Here is a 17,047-nt window from a genome sequence, read left to right on the forward strand (position 1 = left end):
GGGACACTATCGAGTGGTGGACAAGTCCGTTCAGCGCCGTCTGGCTGCCATCCTTGCCGCCGATGTAGTCGGTTACAGTCGCCTCATGGGCGTGGACGAGGACGGCACCTTGGCGGTCGTGCGGAACTCCGCGCCGAAGTGATCGAAACCAGGATCGCCGAGCACCAAGGTCGGCTGTTTAAGTCTATGGGGGATGGCTTTCTCGCGGAATTCCCCAGCGTCGTGAAGGCCGTGGCCTGCGCAGTCGCATTGCAGAAGGATATGGCAGCACGGAACGCAGAGCTGTCAGAGGACCGAGCCATCCAACTCCGCATTGGCGTCAACTTGGGGGATGTGATTGCTGAGGATGGCGATGTTTTCGGTGAAGGCGTGAACGTCGCTGCGCGGATCGAGGGACTTGCCCCGGCGGGCGGCATTGCAGTCACCGGCATGGTTCATGACAACGTAGGAAGTCGCCTTGATCTCTCGTTTGAAGACATGGGTGAGCAGCAACTCAAGAATATCGCCCAGCCGGTCCGGCTCTATAGTCTGGGAGCTCCCTCAGGAACATCGGTGCGACCAACAGCGGTAGAACGAATCAAACCGTCCATAGCAGTACTGCCATTTACCAACATGAGTGGTGATCCCGGGCAACAGTACATTTCCGATGGGATCACCGAGGATATCATTACCGAACTCGCCCGCTTTCACGGCCTATCCGTAGTAGCTCGCCACGCGTCGTTTCATTTTGCCAACAAAGGAAAAAGTCATATCGAAGTAGCGCGGGAACTGGGCGTTGCCTATGTAGTTGAGGGTAGTCTACGCAAATTGGGCGACCGAATACGCATCACAGCCCAGTTGGTCGATGCCATAACCGGCACTCACGTCTGGGCCGACCGCTACGATCGCGATGCGCAGGATATCTTCGCTGTCCAGGACCTTGTTGTGGCCGCAATCGTAACAATGCTGGAGGGCCGTATGTACGCTGCAGAAGCAGCAAAAGCCCGTGCAAAACCAACTACTAGCTGGTCGGCTTATGACTGTCTGTTGCAAGGCCGCAATCTATGTGACCATCAGCGTGATGCCGAAGCCGTACCCCTACTTGAGCGGGCAATTGCCGTCGATCCGCATTTTGCACTTGCGCATGCCTGGCTGGCGATAGCTCTTACCATCAGCAATATCATTGTGCTCGATGACGATCAGATGGCCAAGGCTGAGAGCGCTTCGAAACAAGCGCTGGAACTAGATGCCAACGACGCCACGTCTCATTGGGCAAGAGCGCTCTACTACCTTTGGACAGGCGACCATGACCGTTCACGCTTCCATTTTGACAGGGCGCTGACCCTCAATCCGGCCGATATACAGATTAAGGGCGACTACGCGAACTGGCAGCGCGCCAGTGGCAGGCCGGCCGATGCGTTGGCCACAATCGATGCCGCCATAGGCTTGGGTCCCTTCGTGCCCGATTGGTTTGCAGCGGTTCGCGGCCTGACGCTCTTTGACCTCGCTCGATATGCTGACGCAGTCGAAGCGCTCGAGAGTGTCCCTGTACAACGCTCCAGTGGCCTCTTGTACCTAGCCGCCGCGCGCGCGCAATTAGGCGACTTAACTGGTGCAAGTGAGGTGATCGCCAAGGTGAAGCTGGTGAAACCGGATTTATCGCTTCGGAATGTGATCCAGGTACTGCACTACGCACGCCCTGAAGCTCAGCAACACTTGATTGATGCCCTGCGGAAGGCGGGGCTGCCGGAGCAGTATGTGCGCCCCTTACGAGCAAGTTGAGTTAACTTCTGCTTGTGGCCCACTGCTTCTTTTAGCTGCGCTGCAAACGTTGGTCGCTTTCGGTGCATAGCGGACGCCGGCAAGTCTTCCGCCCGGTTGATTTATGGGTTCACGGCCTAGAGCATCCCGCCCCTCACGTGGAAGCACTGGAGGCGAAAGATGCTTTAGAATCAAAATGCTATGGCGTCCTTTGCGCGTCCAGTTGAACGCACGGCACTCTAGGTGACGTTGGGTTAGTTGCGACTGCGCCAGAGCAAGACCGACAGCACCGCATGAACTGCGACCGCGGGCCACAGAAGGAAGCCCGCGGAGCCAGTCAGTCCGAAATAGGCCAGATAGAGCGTGACTGCCGCACTGTAGATCAGCATGCCGAGGAGCCCTGAGTTCCTCCAGCAGGCAACGCCGAGTGCGATCAGGGCAATACCGGCCACCCGGGCCGTCGGGATAGCGGGCCCGGTCAGCACCTCGCCAAGCAATACCTGCCCCACGAACGAAGGCACCGCCACCAGCGCGAGCCCTGTTGCCATCTCCGCGAAGGCGGCGAGATCAAGCACGCGTATCATAGGAACGCACCTCTGCTACTGCATGTCTCCTTAAATCGACCTCGATTTAAGGACAAAGACATGCAGAAAATCAAAGTGCTACAGCGACCTTTGCGCGTCTAATAAGACGCGCGGCGCTGTAGCCGTTTATGTCCAAGCCTTGCGATGCACCGGCGCTAGAGCATCCCGCTCTCAAGTGGAATCACTGGAAGCGGAAAGATGCTCTAGATTCAAAGTGCTAGAGCGTCCTTTGTGCGTTCACTTGAACGCACGGCGCTCTAGGGCGTTGCGTTTGGCTTCAGTTCAAAAGTCAGCTTGTCGATCTTGCCCGTGAAGCGGAAGGGCGTGTCGTAGCGGTATTCCAGCAAGGCAACGCCGGTGCGTGTGTCGAGACCGACGTCAAAGGTCTCATCCTCGGGGAAGGTAACCGGGATGCCGTGGTCGATGCTGTTCGTGGCGACTTCCTGGCCGTCCACCGACAGAACGCCCGTGCCGCCGGCGCCAAGTCCCTTTCCATCCGACTTGAAGTCGAAGACGATCGTGTGTTTGCCGGGTTCGAGTTCCGGTCCCTCCCACATGGTGCGCTTGAGGTCGAGGAGATTGTAGAGGAACACGACCTTCCCACTGCCGACACCGAAGTCTCCCTGGCTGAGGAAGAGGCCGTAACCGCCAAAGCGGCCGCCTTCGGTGACGATCATGCCTTGCGCACCGCCGTCCGGTATCTCGACGTCGGCAGTAATCGTATAGGACTTGTTCAAGGTGCTGGGCGCAGCACTGCCCGGCACACCGCTCAATTCTCCCTGATAGGTGAATTCCGTCCGGCCGGCCGTCAGGTTGGGTCGAGGGGCGTTCCAGCGTGCGAGCGTCGAATTGTCGAGCGGCAGCACGTTGTACTTCTTCGCTTCGGCGTAGAAGAGGTCCTGCAACTCCTTGAGCTTGTCAGGCATTTTGGCGGCAAGATCGGTGAACTGCGTCGGGTCTTCGTCGACGTTGTAGAGTTCCCAATTGTAGCCGGTGATCACGTCGGGTGGCGTCTTGGTGCTGAGTTCCCACGGCAGTGTTGCGGGCGTCGTCGCGGCGACCCATCCCTCGTGGTAGATCGCGCGGTTTCCCAGCATCTCGAAGTACTGCGTCTGGTGTTGCGTCGGGGCAGTGGCATTCGCCTTATCCCATGTGTAGGCCAAGCTGACGCCTTCGATCGGCTCCTGCTTGATGCCGTTGATCGTCTCCGGTTGCGGGATGCCTGCCGCCTCCAGGATCGTCGGCACGATGTCGATGAAGTGGTGGAACTGCGCGCGGATCCCGCCCGCGTCGTTGATATGGCCGGGCCAGGACATGGCCATGCCCTGCGCCGTCCCGCCGAAATGCGACGGCACCTGCTTTACCCACTTGAACGGTGTCCCCATTGCCCAGGCCCAGCCGGCTGCGAAATGCGGGAATGTCCGCTCCGAACCCCAGAACGGATACCAGAGAAACTGGTCCTTAACCGGAACTTCGACACCGTTGAATGTGGTGAACTCATTCGGTGTGCCGTTGAGCATGCCCTCGGCGCTCGCTCCGTTGTCGCCGCCGATGTAGATGATCAGGGTGTTGTCGAGCTCTCCGAGGTCTTCCACCGCCTGGATGACCCGCCCGATCTCGTTGTCAGCATAGGCAAGGTAGGCGCCGTACACATCGGCCTGCCTGATGAACAGTTTCTTCTGCTCGAAACTGAGCGAATCCCATTGCGGTAAACTGTCGGGCCAAGGCGTGAGCTTCGCGTTCTCAGGCATGATGCCGAGCCGCTTCTGATTGGCGAAGATCGTCTCGCGAACCTTGTTCCAGCCCTCGTCGAAGAGGTGCATGTCGCTGATCTTCTTGATCCATTCGGGCGTCGGGTGGTGCGGCGCATGGGTGGCGCCAGGCACGTAATATACGAGCCAGGGCTTGCCGGGGGCGATCTCGCTCAGTTGCTTGATGTGCTGGATCGCGTCGTCGGCCATGGCCGTTTCCAGGTTCCATTTGGGATTGCCTTCAAACGGATAGATGGCAGTCGTGTTGCGGAACAGGTTCGGTTGCCACTGGCTGGCATCGCCGCCGACGAAGCCGTAGAAATAATCGAAACCCATGCCCGTCGGCCACTGGTTGAAGGGCCCCGCCTGGCTCGATTGATAGGACGGCGTGTTGTGGTTCTTGCCGAACCATGAGGTGGCGTAGCCATTTTCCTTGAGGATCGTGCCGATCGTTCCTTTCTCGATGGGAATGATTGAATCGTAACCGGGATACCCGGTAGCGATTTCGCCGACCACGCCGAAACCGACGGAATGGTGATTGCGCCCGGTGATCAGCGCCGCACGGGACGGCGAGCAAAGCGATGTCGAGTGGAAGTTCGTGAAGCGCAACCCCTCTTTGGCGATGCGGTCCATCGCCGGTGTCGGAATGACCCCGCCGAAGGTGCTCGGCGCGCCGAAGCCTTGGTCGTCCGTCATGATGAGCAGCACATTGGGAGCGCCTTTCGGAGGCACGACACGCGGCGTCCACCAGGGCGTCGATTCCGAGGCTTTTTCCTTGATCACGCCGCCAAAAGCCGGACTTGGCGACGGAAGCTGCTTACCCGTAATTGTCGTGGTCGCTCCGGGTGCGCCGAGCGTCCCTGAAACCTGCTGTGCCCATGCGGACGTAAAACCAAGCGCGAAGAAGGCTGCACCCGCAAGCATGCTCTGGCCAATGGTCATGGCGAACACCTCTACTGCAGATCGTTGAATTCTCTCCGAATTAGAACGGTCTAATATACGCATATCACTGCGTGTGGGAAAGGTAAAAGACCGGTCGTAAAACTCGCGCGCGTTAGGTTCAATGTCCCAAGGCGGCTGATGCCGCCACAGGCAAACATGAATCACGCAAAAACATGCTCGTTTTAGCGGGACTCACGTATAGCGATGCAAGCATCCCAGCGATCGACGCGGGCGTCGCGTCTTTCGTTGCCTGAACAATTCCGTTCTGGCTGCGTTCATAATTACGAGCGCTAAATGGGACCGACGTTTAGGAGGTAACATACATGAAGAAGATCATTTCAATCAGCCTGCTGCTCGCGTCGCTGATACCGGGCGCAGCACTGACGCCGGGCACAGCACTGGCCCAAGGCGTAGAGCTCTATCTCGATGGCGGTGGGCCAAGATATGACGATGGCCGACGCTATTACGACGACGAGGACTACGGCGACGACTATTATCGCGACCGCTACTATCGCGACCGCCAGTATCGCGATCGCCGCGCCCAGCGCCGCATTTGTACCCCGCAACGCGCTTTGGCGATAGCGCGGGCCGAGGGCTTGCAGGGCGCCAGAGTCGGTCGAACCACCAATCAGTGGATCGAAATTAGAGGGTCGCACCGTCGCACGATCGTCTTCGGCCTTCAGCCCAACTGCCCGGTTCGTGGCTACAACAACTGGTAAAATGCATTGCGGGGCTTTCCGTCGACGGTTGGGGCGATCTTCGCCCCCACCCCGGCGGCCCGCTATCTCAGGCCCCGCCCCCGGCTGAGAACGGGGGGCCGGCCCGGACGGTGAACCTCGTCAGGCGTTCATGGACGGACGATACTGGCGCTTTTCAAGCACCGTGACAGCGTGAAGGTCTGTGCTCCCTCACGAGGTTTCGGCCTCTCCCCCTGTGAACCTCCCAAGCAGTTTTTTTGCCCTATTTCCCGCCGGAGCTTTGCCCGGCCGGCTTACAGCCGTTCGTCTCATGGAGATGGCGCGCTGCATCAGGCTGACAAGAGAGCGCACCCTGCGCGGCCAAACGGATCGCCCCCACCCTGCGCCTGGAGCGTTGGCCGGGCGGTCCCATTCGGCATCGACCCTGCGGCGCAAGATTGCGAGCGCCATGCCGCCACCCCCTGGAGATCGACCGTCTCGGCATCTGTGAATTCGGTTCCCATATGTTGCGAAGCCCGCCCCGCTACCGGCCCTCCACGGGTTGACCTATTTCTCTGTCCAACGGCAATGCGCCGCAGCGATCATCGCTGAAGCATCCCCGACGCAGGCAGGGCCTGCCCCATTGATCAGCAAAGGACAGTGAAATGGCACTCAAGGACATTCTTCCCGGCACGCTCGGCTTCGGCGCCGCACCGCTCGGCAACATGTTCCGCGATATCCCGGAACAAGAGGCGCTCGGCACCGTGGAGGCCGCCTGGGACGACGGCATCCGCTATTTCGACAACGCCCCCTTCTATGGCGCCGGCCTCGCCGAAATCCGCATGGGCGAATCGCTGGCCGGCCGTCCGCGTGACGAATACGTCATCAGCACCAAGGTCGGCCGGGTCATCCTCGACGAGATCGAGGATGTCAGCGCCCGCGATCTCGGGGAAAAGGGCGACGTCTTCCGCTATGGCCGGCCCAACAAGATCGTCAACGACTATTCCTATGACGCGACGCTGCGCTCGATCGAAGACAGCCTGAAGCGCCTGAAGACCGACCGGATCGAGATCGCCTTCGTCCACGACGTCGCCCAGGACTTCTACGGCGACGAATGGCTGGATGTGTTCGAGACCGCCCGCAAGGGCGCGTTCAAGGCGCTTGACCGGCTGCGCGACGAGGGCGTGATCAAGGCCTGGGGCCTCGGCGTCAACCGTGTCGAGCCGATCGAACTGCTGCTCGCGCTCGAAGGCCCCCGCCCCGACGGCTTCCTGCTTGCCGGCCGCTATACCCTGCTCGATCACGACCGCGCCCTGCAGCGCGTCATGCCTGTTGTCGCCGAACGCGGCCTCGGCATCATCGTCGGCGGCCCCTATAGCTCGGGTGCCCTGGTTGGCGGACCGAACTTCGAATATGCCCCGGCCACGCCCGCAATCCTTGCAAAGGTCGCGCGCATCAAGGCGATCGCCGACCGCCACGGCATCAGCATGAAGGCCGCGGGTCTGCAATTCGCGCTCGCCAACCCGGCGGTCGCCGCCGTCATCCCCGGCGCCAGCCAGCCGAGCCGCATTGCGGAAGACCGCGCGGCGCTGAACGAGGTCATTCCCGCCGATTTCTGGCGCGAACTCAGGGCAGCCGGCCTGGTCAATCCCGCCGCTCCCCTGCCGATAGCCTGAGCGAGAGCGTGAACTGTGCCCGCCCGCTATCTTGCGGGCGGGGCAGCCGCTACCGGATCCTCCGCCAGAAAGCGCTGCAGGCGCGGCACGGCAAAATCGAGGAACGCGCGCACGCGCGCCGGCAGATGCTGGGCACCGCGATAGAGCGCATGAATTTCATCAGCCTCGGCAATGGCGCTGTCGGCAAGCACCTCGACGAGCTCTCCGCGGGCGATCGGGCCGCGGACGTGATAGTCGGCGATCCGCCCGATCCCGACGCCTGCCATCGCCATGCGGCGGATGGTTTCGCCGTTATTGGTCAGAAGCGAGCCGCTCAGCATCCGCTCGACGATCCGCCCGCCCTCGCGCATCGGCCAGACGGGGTTTGCCCGGCGAAAATTGAACCCCAGGCAATTATGCCTCAGCAGATCCTCCGGCGTTTTCGGCACGCCCCACCTGGCGAGATAGGCGGGTGAAGCGACGATGCGCCTTTTTGTCGTGCCGATCTTGCGCGCCACCAGATTGGAATCCGGCAGGCGCCCGACCCGGATCGCGACATCGGTCCGTTCGAGATAGAGGTCGACCACCTCGTCGGACAGCGAGAGGTCGATGACGATCTTCGGATAGGCTTCAAAGAAAGCGGGCAGGATCGGCTCCAGCGCCGCCGTGCCGAAGCTGACGGACGAACTCACCCGGATCAGCCCCTCGGGTGCTGCACCTCCTTGGGCGATCTGCTGCTCGGTCTCGTCGAGATCGGCAAGCAGCCTCTGGCTCCGCTCGTAATAGAACGCGCCTTCATCCGTCAAAAGCAGCCGCCGCGTCGAACGCTCGACCAGGCGGATGCCGAGCCGAGCTTCCAGCCGTTGAATGAGCTTGGATACGGTCGACGGCGTCATCATGAGCTGCCGCGCCGCCTCGGAAAAACTGCCGGCCTCGACCACCTGGACAAAGACCATCATCTCGCCTGCGCGGTTATCCATGACGCCACCCGGTTCGAATTCGAAAACCCGCCGTCAGGCTATCGCGGAAACCTCGACCTGTCGCCCTGTCCCGTCATGCCGGTACGAACGGCCGGAGAGCCTCGACCAGTTCGGTGGTGCCGTAGCAAACCTCGCCCTGCGGCTCGATGTCGATCAGCCCGCCTTTGTTGTGCGCGTCGTAGAGATCGACCAGGAGCCCGGCGGTGCTCGCGCTCACAGCCCGCTCAAGCGCCGCCTGCCAATGCTCGCGCGGCACGGCCTGAGCGGTGATCGTGCGGCCCAGCAACTGGCTGAGGGCGCCGGCAACATCCGCGGCACTATAGCGGCGCGGTCCTTCGGCGTGAACGATACGCTCGACCTTTTCCATGCTCGGGCGGCGCAGGAGGTCGGCTGCCGATCGGCCCACATCGCCGGTCGAAACGGCGGCAAATGTCCGCTCGACCGGGTGGTGCAGGCTCGGCAGGCTGCCCGTCGCGATCGCGGTGGGGATGCTGCGGGCCCAGCCCTCCATATGCTCCGCCGAGCGCAGGAAAACCTTGGGCATGGCGAGCGCGCGAAGGCGTTCCTCGAAGCGACGGAACACGGTGGGCATGCCGATATCCCCGTCGACATGGGCGCCGTAGTCGGAGATCGCCAGCACGCGTTCCGGCCCTGCACGCGCAATCGCCTCGGCCATGTTCGCCGTCATCTGGCGCATGTCTCCCTTCGCGTCCTCGGCGCGCAACGGCGGCGGCAGGATGATCTGCACGGCTTGCGCACCCGCAAACGCCTGGCGGAGTGCTGCCGGGTCCCGCAGATCGGCGAGCGCGATATCACAACCGATCGCCCGCAATTTGTCCGCCTTGGCCGCGTCGCGCAGCACCGCCCTGACCGGCAGGCCCGCCTCGCGCAGTGCCGTTGCCGTTGAGAACCCCACCTTTCCGGCGGCCCCGAGAATAACAAACATGATCTCTTTCCTTGCTGAAGACGGGCAAGGACTAGGGACCACGCAGGGCGCCGTCGCACAGATTCGGTCAGGATTTTGCAGCTTCGGTCAGATTTCCGCCGCGCGCCGCATGATCTCGCCAGGCGTCTCGCCCAGAAGCCGGCGCATCGTCGAAGCCATATGGCTTTGATGGGCGAAGCCGGCGGCGACCGCAATCTCGCTCGCCGGCATCATCGTCGTGGTCATCAGCGCACGGGCATGCTCGACGCGGCGGCGGATCACATATTGGTGCACCGGCAGGCCGGTGCTGTTGCGAAACAGGGTCTTCAACCGCGTGGCGCTCAAACCCGCGACCGCGGCGAGGTCGACAAGATGAAGCCGCTTGTCCAGATGGGTCTCGATGAACTCGGTCAGAACCCGCAATTGCCGCGCCGAGAGTTTCGGTTCGCTCCGCCCTTCCGGCCGTTGCGGCCCGCCGGTCGCCGTCTCGATCAGCCGCACCGCAAGCGCATTGGCAAGCAGGTCGATATAAAGTGGATCGGATGGCGTGTCGGCCTCCAGATCCGCCTTGATCGCCCAACCGATCGCTTCGAGCCTGGTGTCGCGCAGCTGCAATTGCGGCAGCAACTCCACCCTGTCGCCATGCCGCCCGAGGTCGGCCGCGACCCGGTCGAGCAGCGATCGCGAGAAACTGAGCCGCAGGATCCGGCAGTCGGCATCATCCTCCCAGGAACCCTCGACCCCGGCCGGGATGATGTCGATATCGCCCGGCTTCTGCACCCGCCGCATGCGCCGGCCACCGCATTGGCAATCGGCGTTAACCGGCGGGCCGAAATGCATGCCGAGCCTATGGGTGTCACTGCCCGGCACATGCACCCGGCCGCGCGGAATATGGATGAAGTCGGCCGAAAGCACGTTCCATGCCCGCCCGGCACTGGTGAGCAGGATCTGTGGCGATGGTTGAATGGAAGAAAGTGTCATGACCTGCTGCGACCTGGACCTCGGCATGGGGTGGCCATGCTACGTCGCAACAGGCGGCTTAACAACGGCGGGCGCGCAGTTGATCGCCACCTTTGCTTCCGCTGCCAGATCAGGCTTCCGCTGCTCCATCAGAACGGGTTGATATAGTTGGTGATCGCGATCTGGCGCAGTAGCACGCGGCGGATCACATGCGCCGCCTTTACCCGGTCGGTGAATACAGCGGCATCCCCTGCCGCGCCTGCGGGCAGCTTTGCGGCAATGGCCTCGTTATCCAGCTTGATCCGCACGATGAAGGGTGCGGCCGATACCGCCTCCGGCGCCACCGCCGTGCCGGAGACGCGCGCCTGCCCGGAGGCGATCGCCTGCAGTCAGAGGAACGGGAAAGTCGCAACGCCGAGTTTGCCGACTGACCGTTAGCTGGCGTCGGATGGCGGCGGACGAGCTTTTGCCCGCTTGTCCTGCTCTCTGACCGGATTTGGGACAGGCTACCCTCATCGCCTTGGCGGTCTTGATCAAAGTCAAGGAAATCCCGACTGCGCCGTGCGATTGTTTCTGCGCAGTAGCTCAGTCTTTCGCGAAGCGGCCGTGCCGCACGGAGGGGAAAGCGATGAGAAACAAGTCTGCTAGACTGATCCTTGCAAGCATTCTGAGCCTTGGCCCGGCGCTCCCGGCAGCCGCACAGGAACATAACGACACCGGCACGCTGGACACGGCCAAGGCCGAAAAGGCTTTTGCCGCCAAGCCGCTCTATTCACCCTATGCGGGCCGCAATTTTCCGACCCGCCCCCTGTTCGGCGACACGCATCTTCACACCGGAGCCTCATTCGACGCCGGCGCGTTCGGGGCGCGGCTGACGCCGCGCGACGCCTATCGCTTCGCCCGCGGCGAAGAGGTCATGGCGTCGAGCGGCCAGCCCGCCAAGCTGTCGCGCCCGCTCGACTTCCTGGTGGTCTCCGACCACTCCGACAACATGGGCATGTTTCCGGACCTCTTCGCTGGCAAGCCGGAGGTTATCTCCGATCCGCAGGCCAAGACCTGGTACGACATGATCAAGTCGGGTCAGGGCGGCAAGGCGGCGATGGAAATCATCGTCGGGTTCAGCGAGGGCACCTTGCCGCAGTCGATGATCTACGGGCCCGACACCCGCCCCTACAAGAACGCCTGGCAGGACACGATCAAGGCGGCCGAGGAATATAACGAGCCCGGCCGCTTCACCGCCTTCATCGGCTACGAATGGACATCGAACACAGCGGGCAACAACCTGCACCGCAACGTCATCTTCCGCGACAATGCCGACAAGGCGAACGAGGTCTTGCCCTACACGACGCTGAAGCCGCTCGGCAGCGACAATCCGCGCGACCTGTGGAAGTGGATGCAGGCCTACGAGGACAAGACCGGTGGCAGTGTGCTGGCGATCGCCCACAACGGCAACCTGTCCAACGGGCGCATGTTCCCGATGATCGAATCCTTCACCGGCAAGCCGGTGGACAAGGACTATGTCGAGCAACGCGCCCGCTGGGAACGGCTCTATGAGACAACCCAGACCAAGGGCACCGGCGAGGCGCACCCGGCGCTCGCGCCCAATGACGAGTTCGCAAACTTCGAGATCTGGGACTTCGGCAACCTCGATGCCAGCGAGCGCAAGACGCCGGACATGCTCGAATTCGAATATGCGCGCTCGGCGTTCAAGAACGGCCTTAAGCTCGAGGCTCAACTCGGCACCAATCCCTACAAGTTCGGGTTGGTGGGCAGCTCGGACTCGCATACCGGTCTGTCGGCCATGGAGGAAGAGAACTTCTTCGGCAAGACGACCCCCCAGGAACCGAGCCCGGAACGACTGACTGCAACCTTCGTCAAGAACCCTAAGACCAACATAACGGTGATGGACTGGGAGGTCGGGGCGTCTGGCTACGCAGCCGTCTGGGCGGTGGAAAACACCCGCGAGTCAATCTGGGACGCCATGCAGCGCAAGGAGACCTATGCGACAACAGGACCGCGCATGCTCGTGCGCTTCTTCGGCGGCTGGGACTTCGAACCGGCCGATGCCGAAGGCCGCAATCCCGGCGCCATCGGCTATGCCAAGGGCGTGCCCATGGGTGGCGATCTGACGGCGGCGCCTGAGGGCAAGGCACCGACATTTCTCGTTGCCGCGCTCAGGGACCCGATCGGCGCCAATCTCGATCGTTACCAGGTCGTCAAGGGCTGGCTTGACGACAAGGGCGAGACGCACGAACAGGTCTACGATGTCGCCTGGGGCGGAGACCGCAAGCCGGGCCCGGACAGCAAAGTGCCGTCTGTCGGCGATACGGTCGACATCGAGAACGCCACATGGACCAACACCATCGGCGCGCCCGAGCTGATCGCGGTCTGGAAGGACCCGGAGTTCGACCCGAAGCAGAAGGCATTCTACTACGGCCGCGTCATTGAGATCCCGACGCCCCGGTGGACCGCCTATGACGCCAAGCGTTTCGGGACGAAGCCGCTGGAAGGCACGCGCATGACCGTGACCGAGCGCGCCTACACCTCTCCGATCTGGTACACGCCATAATCCGGGAGATGGATGACCGCATGCGGGCGGACGCACGAAGACCCTGCGCCCGCCGCCCTCCGTCAAGCGAGCGAGCACGGCCATGCTGAAACGCATCTTACGAGAGCCGCTGGTCCATTTCCTGGCACTTGCGCTTTTGATTTTCGCCGCGCACGGCCTTCTGCGCGGCGGCGCCGATGCGTCGGAAAAAATCGTCGTCAGTGCGTCGAAAATCGAGCAGATGGCAACGGTCTTCACCAAGACCTGGCAGCGCTCGCCGACGGCGGACGAGCTGAAAGGCATGATCGACGACTATGTGAAGGAGGAAATTCTGGTGCGCCAGGCGCTCGAACTCGGGCTCGACCGGGACGACACGGTCGTGCGCCGCCGCCTGCGCCAGAAAATGGAGTTCCTGAACGCCGCCGACGCCGTCCCCGTGACGGTCACCGATCCGGAACTGGAAGCCTATCTCGAGGCCAATCCGGCAACCTTCGCCACCGATGCGAAGCTGGCATTCGAGCAGGTGTTTCTCAATCCCGCCCGGCACGGCGACACGATTGCTGAGGACGCCGCCGCCTTGCTCGCGGAGCTCCGCAGCAACGACATGGCCGACCCTGCTTCGCTTGGCGATGTCTCCCTGCTTCCCGCGGCAGTTCTGCTCACAAGCAAGGCGGCGATCGACCAGACCTTCGGCGGCGACCTTGCGGACGGGCTCGAAAAGGCTCCGCTCGGTCAGTGGACGGGGCCGATCGCCAGCAGCTTCGGCCTCCATCTGGTCCGGGTGTCCGAGCATGCGCCGGGCCGGGTGCCGCAACTCAAGGACGTCCGCGACGACGTGGCAAGGGAGTGGGAAAACGCCAAGCGTGCCCAACTTGAGCAGCAACGCTTCGGTGAATTGCTCGCTCGCTACCAGGTGAGCGTCGAAGCCGCCACTGCCGCGGGGGACGGCAGATGAGACCGCCTTGTGCCCTTCTCGCCTTGCCGATCCTTCTGCTGCTCGGCGCTTCCGCTATCGCCCATGAGGTTCGGCCGGCCTATCTCGACATACGCGAAACGGCGCACGACACCTTCGCCGTTCTCTGGAAGGTGCCGGCGCAGGGCAGGATGCGGCTGGCACTCGACGCGCATCTGCCAAAACAGTGCATCGAAAGGGCCACGCCGATGCCGTCGTTCGAAGGCAGCGCCTATCTGGAGCGGTGGACCGTCGACTGCGCGGGGGGATTGCGGAATGGCACGATCGTCATCGACGGGCTCAAGGCCACGCTGACCGAAGCACTGGTGCGCATCGAATACGAGAATGGCGGCACCGAGGTTGGGCGCCTCATGCCCGAGGCGCCCACCTTCACTGCGGCCGGCACCCAGCCCAGTCTTGAAGTGGCGCGGACCTATTTCCTGCTCGGCGTCGAGCACATACTCCTGGGTTTCGATCATCTGATCTTCGTGCTCGCGCTCATGTTGCTGATCCATGACCGCTGGATGCTGTTCAAGACGATCACGGCCTTCACCGTCGCCCACAGCATCACGCTCGCCGGAGCATCGCTCGGCTATTTCAGTCTTCCCCAGAAGCCGGTCGAAGCAACGATCGCCCTCAGCATTGCCTTCGTCGCAAGCGAACTGCTCAAGGCCAGACCGAACGAAGCGCGCCTGTCGGAAACCTATCCCTGGGTCGTCGCCTTCGCCTTCGGCCTGCTGCACGGTTTCGGCTTCTCCGGCGCGCTGAAGGAGATCGGATTACCGCAGTCGGATGTGCCGCTGAGCCTCTTGACCTTCAACCTCGGCGTCGAGGCGGGACAGATCATCTTCGTTGCCGCGGCTCTGGCGGTTGCCTGGGCGGGGCGCGCGGTGGTTGGTTACCACGCCGCCTTCGCGCGCCGGGCAATCGCCTACGGCATCGGCACCAGCGCGATGCTCTGGTTCATTCCCAGGATCGCCAGCCTGGCAGCCTGAAGCGCGGCGCTCTTGCGCGACATGCAGCCAAGCAAAGTTCTACAGCGACCTTTGCGCGTCTGATAAGACGCGCGGCGCCGTAGAGCCCGGCAATCGAGTTGAGCCGTCCGCACCACCCCATGAACACCGACATCTGCCCGAAGGGCCGCTCGCCTCACCCCGCCTGCTGCGCCCCATGCGCGTGGATCACCGCATCGGCCTCCTTGCCGTAGAGCTCCTCGAAATGGTCGAAGCTCTTGGAAAAGTAGCCGATCCCCTGCGTGGCCGCCCGCAGTGCCCGGGCGAGATCGTCGAGCGCCGATCCGGGCACCAGTGCGCGAAAGATGTCCCAGCCCTTGGCGGTCTCGTCGCGGTCGAAGCCGAGCACCTGGCCCTTGTAGGTGGAGACAATCGGCACCAGGCTGCCGGAATAGATCGAGGGGATGTGGATCTCGATGCGGATGACCGGCTGCATCAGCACGGCGGAGGCCTGCGACAGCGCCTGGCGCACGCCCATCTTGGCCGCCGCCCGAAAGGCGAAGTCGTTGCTGTCGACCGAATGGTGCTGGCCGTCGGTCAAGGTCACGCCGACATCGATCACCTGAAAGCCGAGCGGGCCTTTCTCCATCGCCTCCCGCGCCCCGGCCTCGATCGCCGGGATGAAGTTGCGCGGCACCGCCCCGCCCTTCACCGTCTCGGCAAAGGAGAAGCCGGTGCCGCGCTCGTTCGGGTGCACGCTGAGCTTGACGTCGGCAAATTGCCCGGCGCCACCCGTCTGCTTGCGGTGGCGATAATGCACGTCGGAGGGTTTCAGCACCGTCTCGCGATAGGTCGGGCTCGGTGGCTTGTCGGTGACGCCGACGTGGAAGACGTCGGCGAGCGTCTTGCAGAGATCGCGCAGGTGCATCGGCCCTTGCACGCAGACGAGCTGGGCGCCGGTTCCCTCCTCCTGCATGACCGCAAGCCCGCGGTCGGTCTCGGCGAGTTTGGCGAGCGTGCCGGAAAGCTTGGTCTCGTCGCGCTCGCTGTCCGGCACCAGGATGCGCTCCAGCATCGGCGTCGGCGGCACCGTCCAGTCCGGCGCCTCGGCCGTGCTATTGCCGGCAAGCAGCGCCGGCACCGGCAGATGCTCGGATTTGACCGCCGCGATGATCGCGCCCGCCTCCGGCGTGGCGTTTGGCAGCGGTTTTCCGGTCGCCGGGTCCTGCAGCGAGCCGAGGCTGCCGCCGCCGAGCGTTGCGCCCTGCTTGATCCCCGATGTCAGCGCCCGCACCAGCACGGTCTTGCCGACATTGGCGCGGTGGTAGGCATGGAAGCTGACAGCCGAAAGGGTGGTTTCGGCAATCGAGCCGGCCGCAGCCAGCCGGTTTCGAAGCGCATCGACAGCGGGCGCCTCATGGCGCAGCGCCTTCATCAGCCGCATGATGCCATTGGCATGGCTCGCCGAGCCGACCAGCACCGGGATGATCCGGTTTTCCTTAAGCAGCCGCGTGGAGATCGCGTAGATCGTGTCGCTTGCCGGTGCCCGATCTTCGATCAGCTCCTCGAGCAGCCAGTCGTCGAACTCGGAGAAATGTTCCAGCAGTTCGGTGCGCGCCTCCTTCTCGCGCTCCATCACCGTATCGGGGATCTCGATCAGCGCCGAGGTCTGGCCTTCGCGGTAGCGCCAGGCGCGCTCGGAGATCAGGTCGCAGGTGCCGACGATCTTGTCGCCTTCGCGGATCGGCACCTGGCGCAAGAGCAGCATGTGGCCGGAATAGTCCTGGAGGGCGGCGATCACGTCGCGCAGCCGCGCCCGCGGCTCGTCCATGCGGTTGATGAAGAGAATGCAGGGAGTGCCCGAGGCCTCGATCACCTTGAGATAGGGCGCAGCCAGCACCGCCTCCTCCGGCGCCGGCGAGACGCAGAGCACGCAGGCATCGCTGGCAATCAGCGCATGCTGCGCGTGGCCAAGCGCCTCGGTTCCGCCGGGTGCATCGAGCGCGCACCAGGGCTCGCCGCCAAACTCGAATTCCGTGAGGTTCAGTCCATAGGGCGAAACAGCTTTTCTGGAGGCCCCCTCCAAACCGGCCAGCTTTTCTACCAGCGTGGTTTTTCCGGTCTGTGAGGGCCCAAGTACCGTGAAGCAGCGCATCGGCGATCCTCCCCTGTCGCGATTGCCAGAAGGCGCCGAGCGTTGCGACGCCCTTACTCTATTAATTCTAGGGCAGCTTTTGCGCTTTCAATGGCTATGCGCAAATTCGGCACAGTTCTCATGCCCGCTGCGTCGACAATCGGCGTCGCCGGATGCCCATAATCTGATTGTTAATTTAAACCGGTTGTGAAATTATATCATTGTCGAGATCGACAATCGAAAGCG

Annotated in this window: 13 protein-coding genes and 1 pseudogene; 7 read left to right on the forward strand and 7 right to left on the reverse strand. The window is 62.9% G+C overall.

What is annotated here, in order from left to right; all coding sequences use genetic code 11:
- Positions 1-13: 13 nt before the first annotated feature.
- Positions 14-142 carry a hypothetical protein gene (locus tag ACTJKM_RS23825; protein ID WP_280938102.1) on the forward strand — a complete coding sequence of 43 codons (129 nt, stop codon included), beginning with the start codon at positions 14-16 and terminating at the stop codon, positions 140-142.
- A complete protein-coding gene (locus ACTJKM_RS23830; protein WP_058327110.1) occupies positions 139-1,761 on the forward strand; it encodes an adenylate/guanylate cyclase domain-containing protein in 1,623 nt (540 codons plus the stop codon). The genes ACTJKM_RS23825 and ACTJKM_RS23830 overlap by 4 nt, the downstream gene beginning before the upstream one ends.
- Before the next feature lie 233 nt (positions 1,762-1,994).
- On the opposite strand, the gene ACTJKM_RS23835 is transcribed toward ACTJKM_RS23830, so the two are convergent.
- Both ACTJKM_RS23835 and ACTJKM_RS23840 read right to left on the reverse strand, forming a co-directional pair.
- The gene (locus ACTJKM_RS23835) at positions 1,995-2,324 is read right to left on the reverse strand and encodes a hypothetical protein (protein WP_058327111.1); all 330 of its coding nucleotides are present in this window, start codon (positions 2,322-2,324) and stop codon (positions 1,995-1,997) included.
- A 257-nt stretch (positions 2,325-2,581) separates the two neighbouring features.
- The gene (locus ACTJKM_RS23840) at positions 2,582-5,017 is read right to left on the reverse strand and encodes an arylsulfatase (RefSeq protein ID WP_440661128.1); all 2,436 of its coding nucleotides are present in this window, start codon (positions 5,015-5,017) and stop codon (positions 2,582-2,584) included.
- 323 nt (positions 5,018-5,340) lie between these two features.
- Between ACTJKM_RS23840 and ACTJKM_RS23845 the strand changes: the two genes are divergently transcribed.
- Positions 5,341-5,736, forward strand: coding sequence for a hypothetical protein (locus tag ACTJKM_RS23845; RefSeq protein ID WP_057253870.1), 396 nt, complete (start codon positions 5,341-5,343; stop codon positions 5,734-5,736).
- A 623-nt stretch (positions 5,737-6,359) separates the two neighbouring features.
- Complete coding sequence (locus tag ACTJKM_RS23850; protein ID WP_058324842.1) at positions 6,360-7,370, forward strand: aldo/keto reductase; 1,011 nt, start codon at positions 6,360-6,362, stop codon at positions 7,368-7,370.
- A 26-nt stretch (positions 7,371-7,396) separates the two neighbouring features.
- Here the strand turns inward: ACTJKM_RS23850 and ACTJKM_RS23855 are convergent, their stop codons facing one another.
- The 4 genes and pseudogenes from ACTJKM_RS23855 to ACTJKM_RS23870 form a co-directional block, all read right to left on the reverse strand.
- Positions 7,397-8,329 (reverse strand): LysR family transcriptional regulator, encoded by a 933-nt coding sequence (locus tag ACTJKM_RS23855; protein ID WP_057253867.1) that lies wholly within the window; start codon positions 8,327-8,329, stop codon positions 7,397-7,399.
- Between the two features lie 73 nt (positions 8,330-8,402).
- Positions 8,403-9,275: an NmrA family NAD(P)-binding protein gene (locus ACTJKM_RS23860; protein WP_058327112.1), complete on the reverse strand. Its 873-nt coding sequence runs from the start codon at positions 9,273-9,275 to the stop codon at positions 8,403-8,405.
- An 87-nt stretch (positions 9,276-9,362) separates the two neighbouring features.
- Complete coding sequence (locus ACTJKM_RS23865; protein ID WP_058327113.1) at positions 9,363-10,235, reverse strand: helix-turn-helix transcriptional regulator; 873 nt, start codon at positions 10,233-10,235, stop codon at positions 9,363-9,365.
- A 128-nt stretch (positions 10,236-10,363) separates the two neighbouring features.
- Positions 10,364-10,603 (reverse strand): annotated as a pseudogene (locus ACTJKM_RS23870) (efflux transporter periplasmic adaptor subunit); the annotation flags it as partial.
- Positions 10,604-10,842: 239 nt separating this feature from the next.
- Here ACTJKM_RS23870 and ACTJKM_RS23875 point away from each other — a divergent pair.
- The 3 genes from ACTJKM_RS23875 to ACTJKM_RS23885 all read left to right on the forward strand — a co-directional run bounded on the left by ACTJKM_RS23875 (position 10,843) and on the right by ACTJKM_RS23885 (position 14,709).
- Positions 10,843-12,783: a DUF3604 domain-containing protein gene (locus ACTJKM_RS23875; protein ID WP_440661131.1), complete on the forward strand. Its 1,941-nt coding sequence runs from the start codon at positions 10,843-10,845 to the stop codon at positions 12,781-12,783.
- 136 nt (positions 12,784-12,919) lie between these two features.
- Entirely contained in the window at positions 12,920-13,717 is a 798-nt protein-coding gene (locus ACTJKM_RS23880; RefSeq protein ID WP_245296081.1) for a peptidyl-prolyl cis-trans isomerase, read from the forward strand.
- Positions 13,714-14,709, forward strand: coding sequence for a HupE/UreJ family protein (locus tag ACTJKM_RS23885; protein ID WP_058327117.1), 996 nt, complete (start codon positions 13,714-13,716; stop codon positions 14,707-14,709). The genes ACTJKM_RS23880 and ACTJKM_RS23885 overlap by 4 nt, the downstream gene beginning before the upstream one ends.
- A gap of 154 nt (positions 14,710-14,863) precedes the next feature.
- Here ACTJKM_RS23885 and ACTJKM_RS23890 read toward each other — a convergent pair whose 3' ends face one another.
- A complete protein-coding gene (locus ACTJKM_RS23890) occupies positions 14,864-16,822 on the reverse strand; it encodes an elongation factor G (protein ID WP_058327118.1) in 1,959 nt (652 codons plus the stop codon).
- Positions 16,823-17,047: the final 225 nt, after the last annotated feature.

Origin of the sequence: Ensifer sp. 22460, assembly GCF_052044935.1 — a bacterium.
Taxonomy (GTDB): Bacteria; Pseudomonadota; Alphaproteobacteria; order Rhizobiales; family Rhizobiaceae; genus Ensifer.

What these genes read in the sequence shown, in the direction of transcription:
- ACTJKM_RS23835 (WP_058327111.1), bottom strand. Translation starts at nt 2,324, where the DNA reads ATGATACGCGTGCTTGATCTCGCCGCCTTCGCGGAGATGGCAACAGGG.
- ACTJKM_RS23840 (WP_440661128.1), bottom strand. Translation starts at nt 5,017, where the DNA reads ATGACCATTGGCCAGAGCATGCTTGCGGGTGCAGCCTTCTTCGCGCTT.
- ACTJKM_RS23845 (WP_057253870.1), top strand. Translation starts at nt 5,341, where the DNA reads ATGAAGAAGATCATTTCAATCAGCCTGCTGCTCGCGTCGCTGATACCG.
- ACTJKM_RS23850 (WP_058324842.1), top strand. Translation starts at nt 6,360, where the DNA reads ATGGCACTCAAGGACATTCTTCCCGGCACGCTCGGCTTCGGCGCCGCA.
- ACTJKM_RS23855 (WP_057253867.1), bottom strand. Translation starts at nt 8,329, where the DNA reads ATGGATAACCGCGCAGGCGAGATGATGGTCTTTGTCCAGGTGGTCGAG.
- ACTJKM_RS23860 (WP_058327112.1), bottom strand. Translation starts at nt 9,275, where the DNA reads ATGTTTGTTATTCTCGGGGCCGCCGGAAAGGTGGGGTTCTCAACGGCA.
- ACTJKM_RS23865 (WP_058327113.1), bottom strand. Translation starts at nt 10,235, where the DNA reads ATGACACTTTCTTCCATTCAACCATCGCCACAGATCCTGCTCACCAGT.
- ACTJKM_RS23875 (WP_440661131.1), top strand. Translation starts at nt 10,843, where the DNA reads ATGAGAAACAAGTCTGCTAGACTGATCCTTGCAAGCATTCTGAGCCTT.
- ACTJKM_RS23885 (WP_058327117.1), top strand. Translation starts at nt 13,714, where the DNA reads ATGAGACCGCCTTGTGCCCTTCTCGCCTTGCCGATCCTTCTGCTGCTC.
- ACTJKM_RS23890 (WP_058327118.1), bottom strand. Translation starts at nt 16,822, where the DNA reads ATGCGCTGCTTCACGGTACTTGGGCCCTCACAGACCGGAAAAACCACG.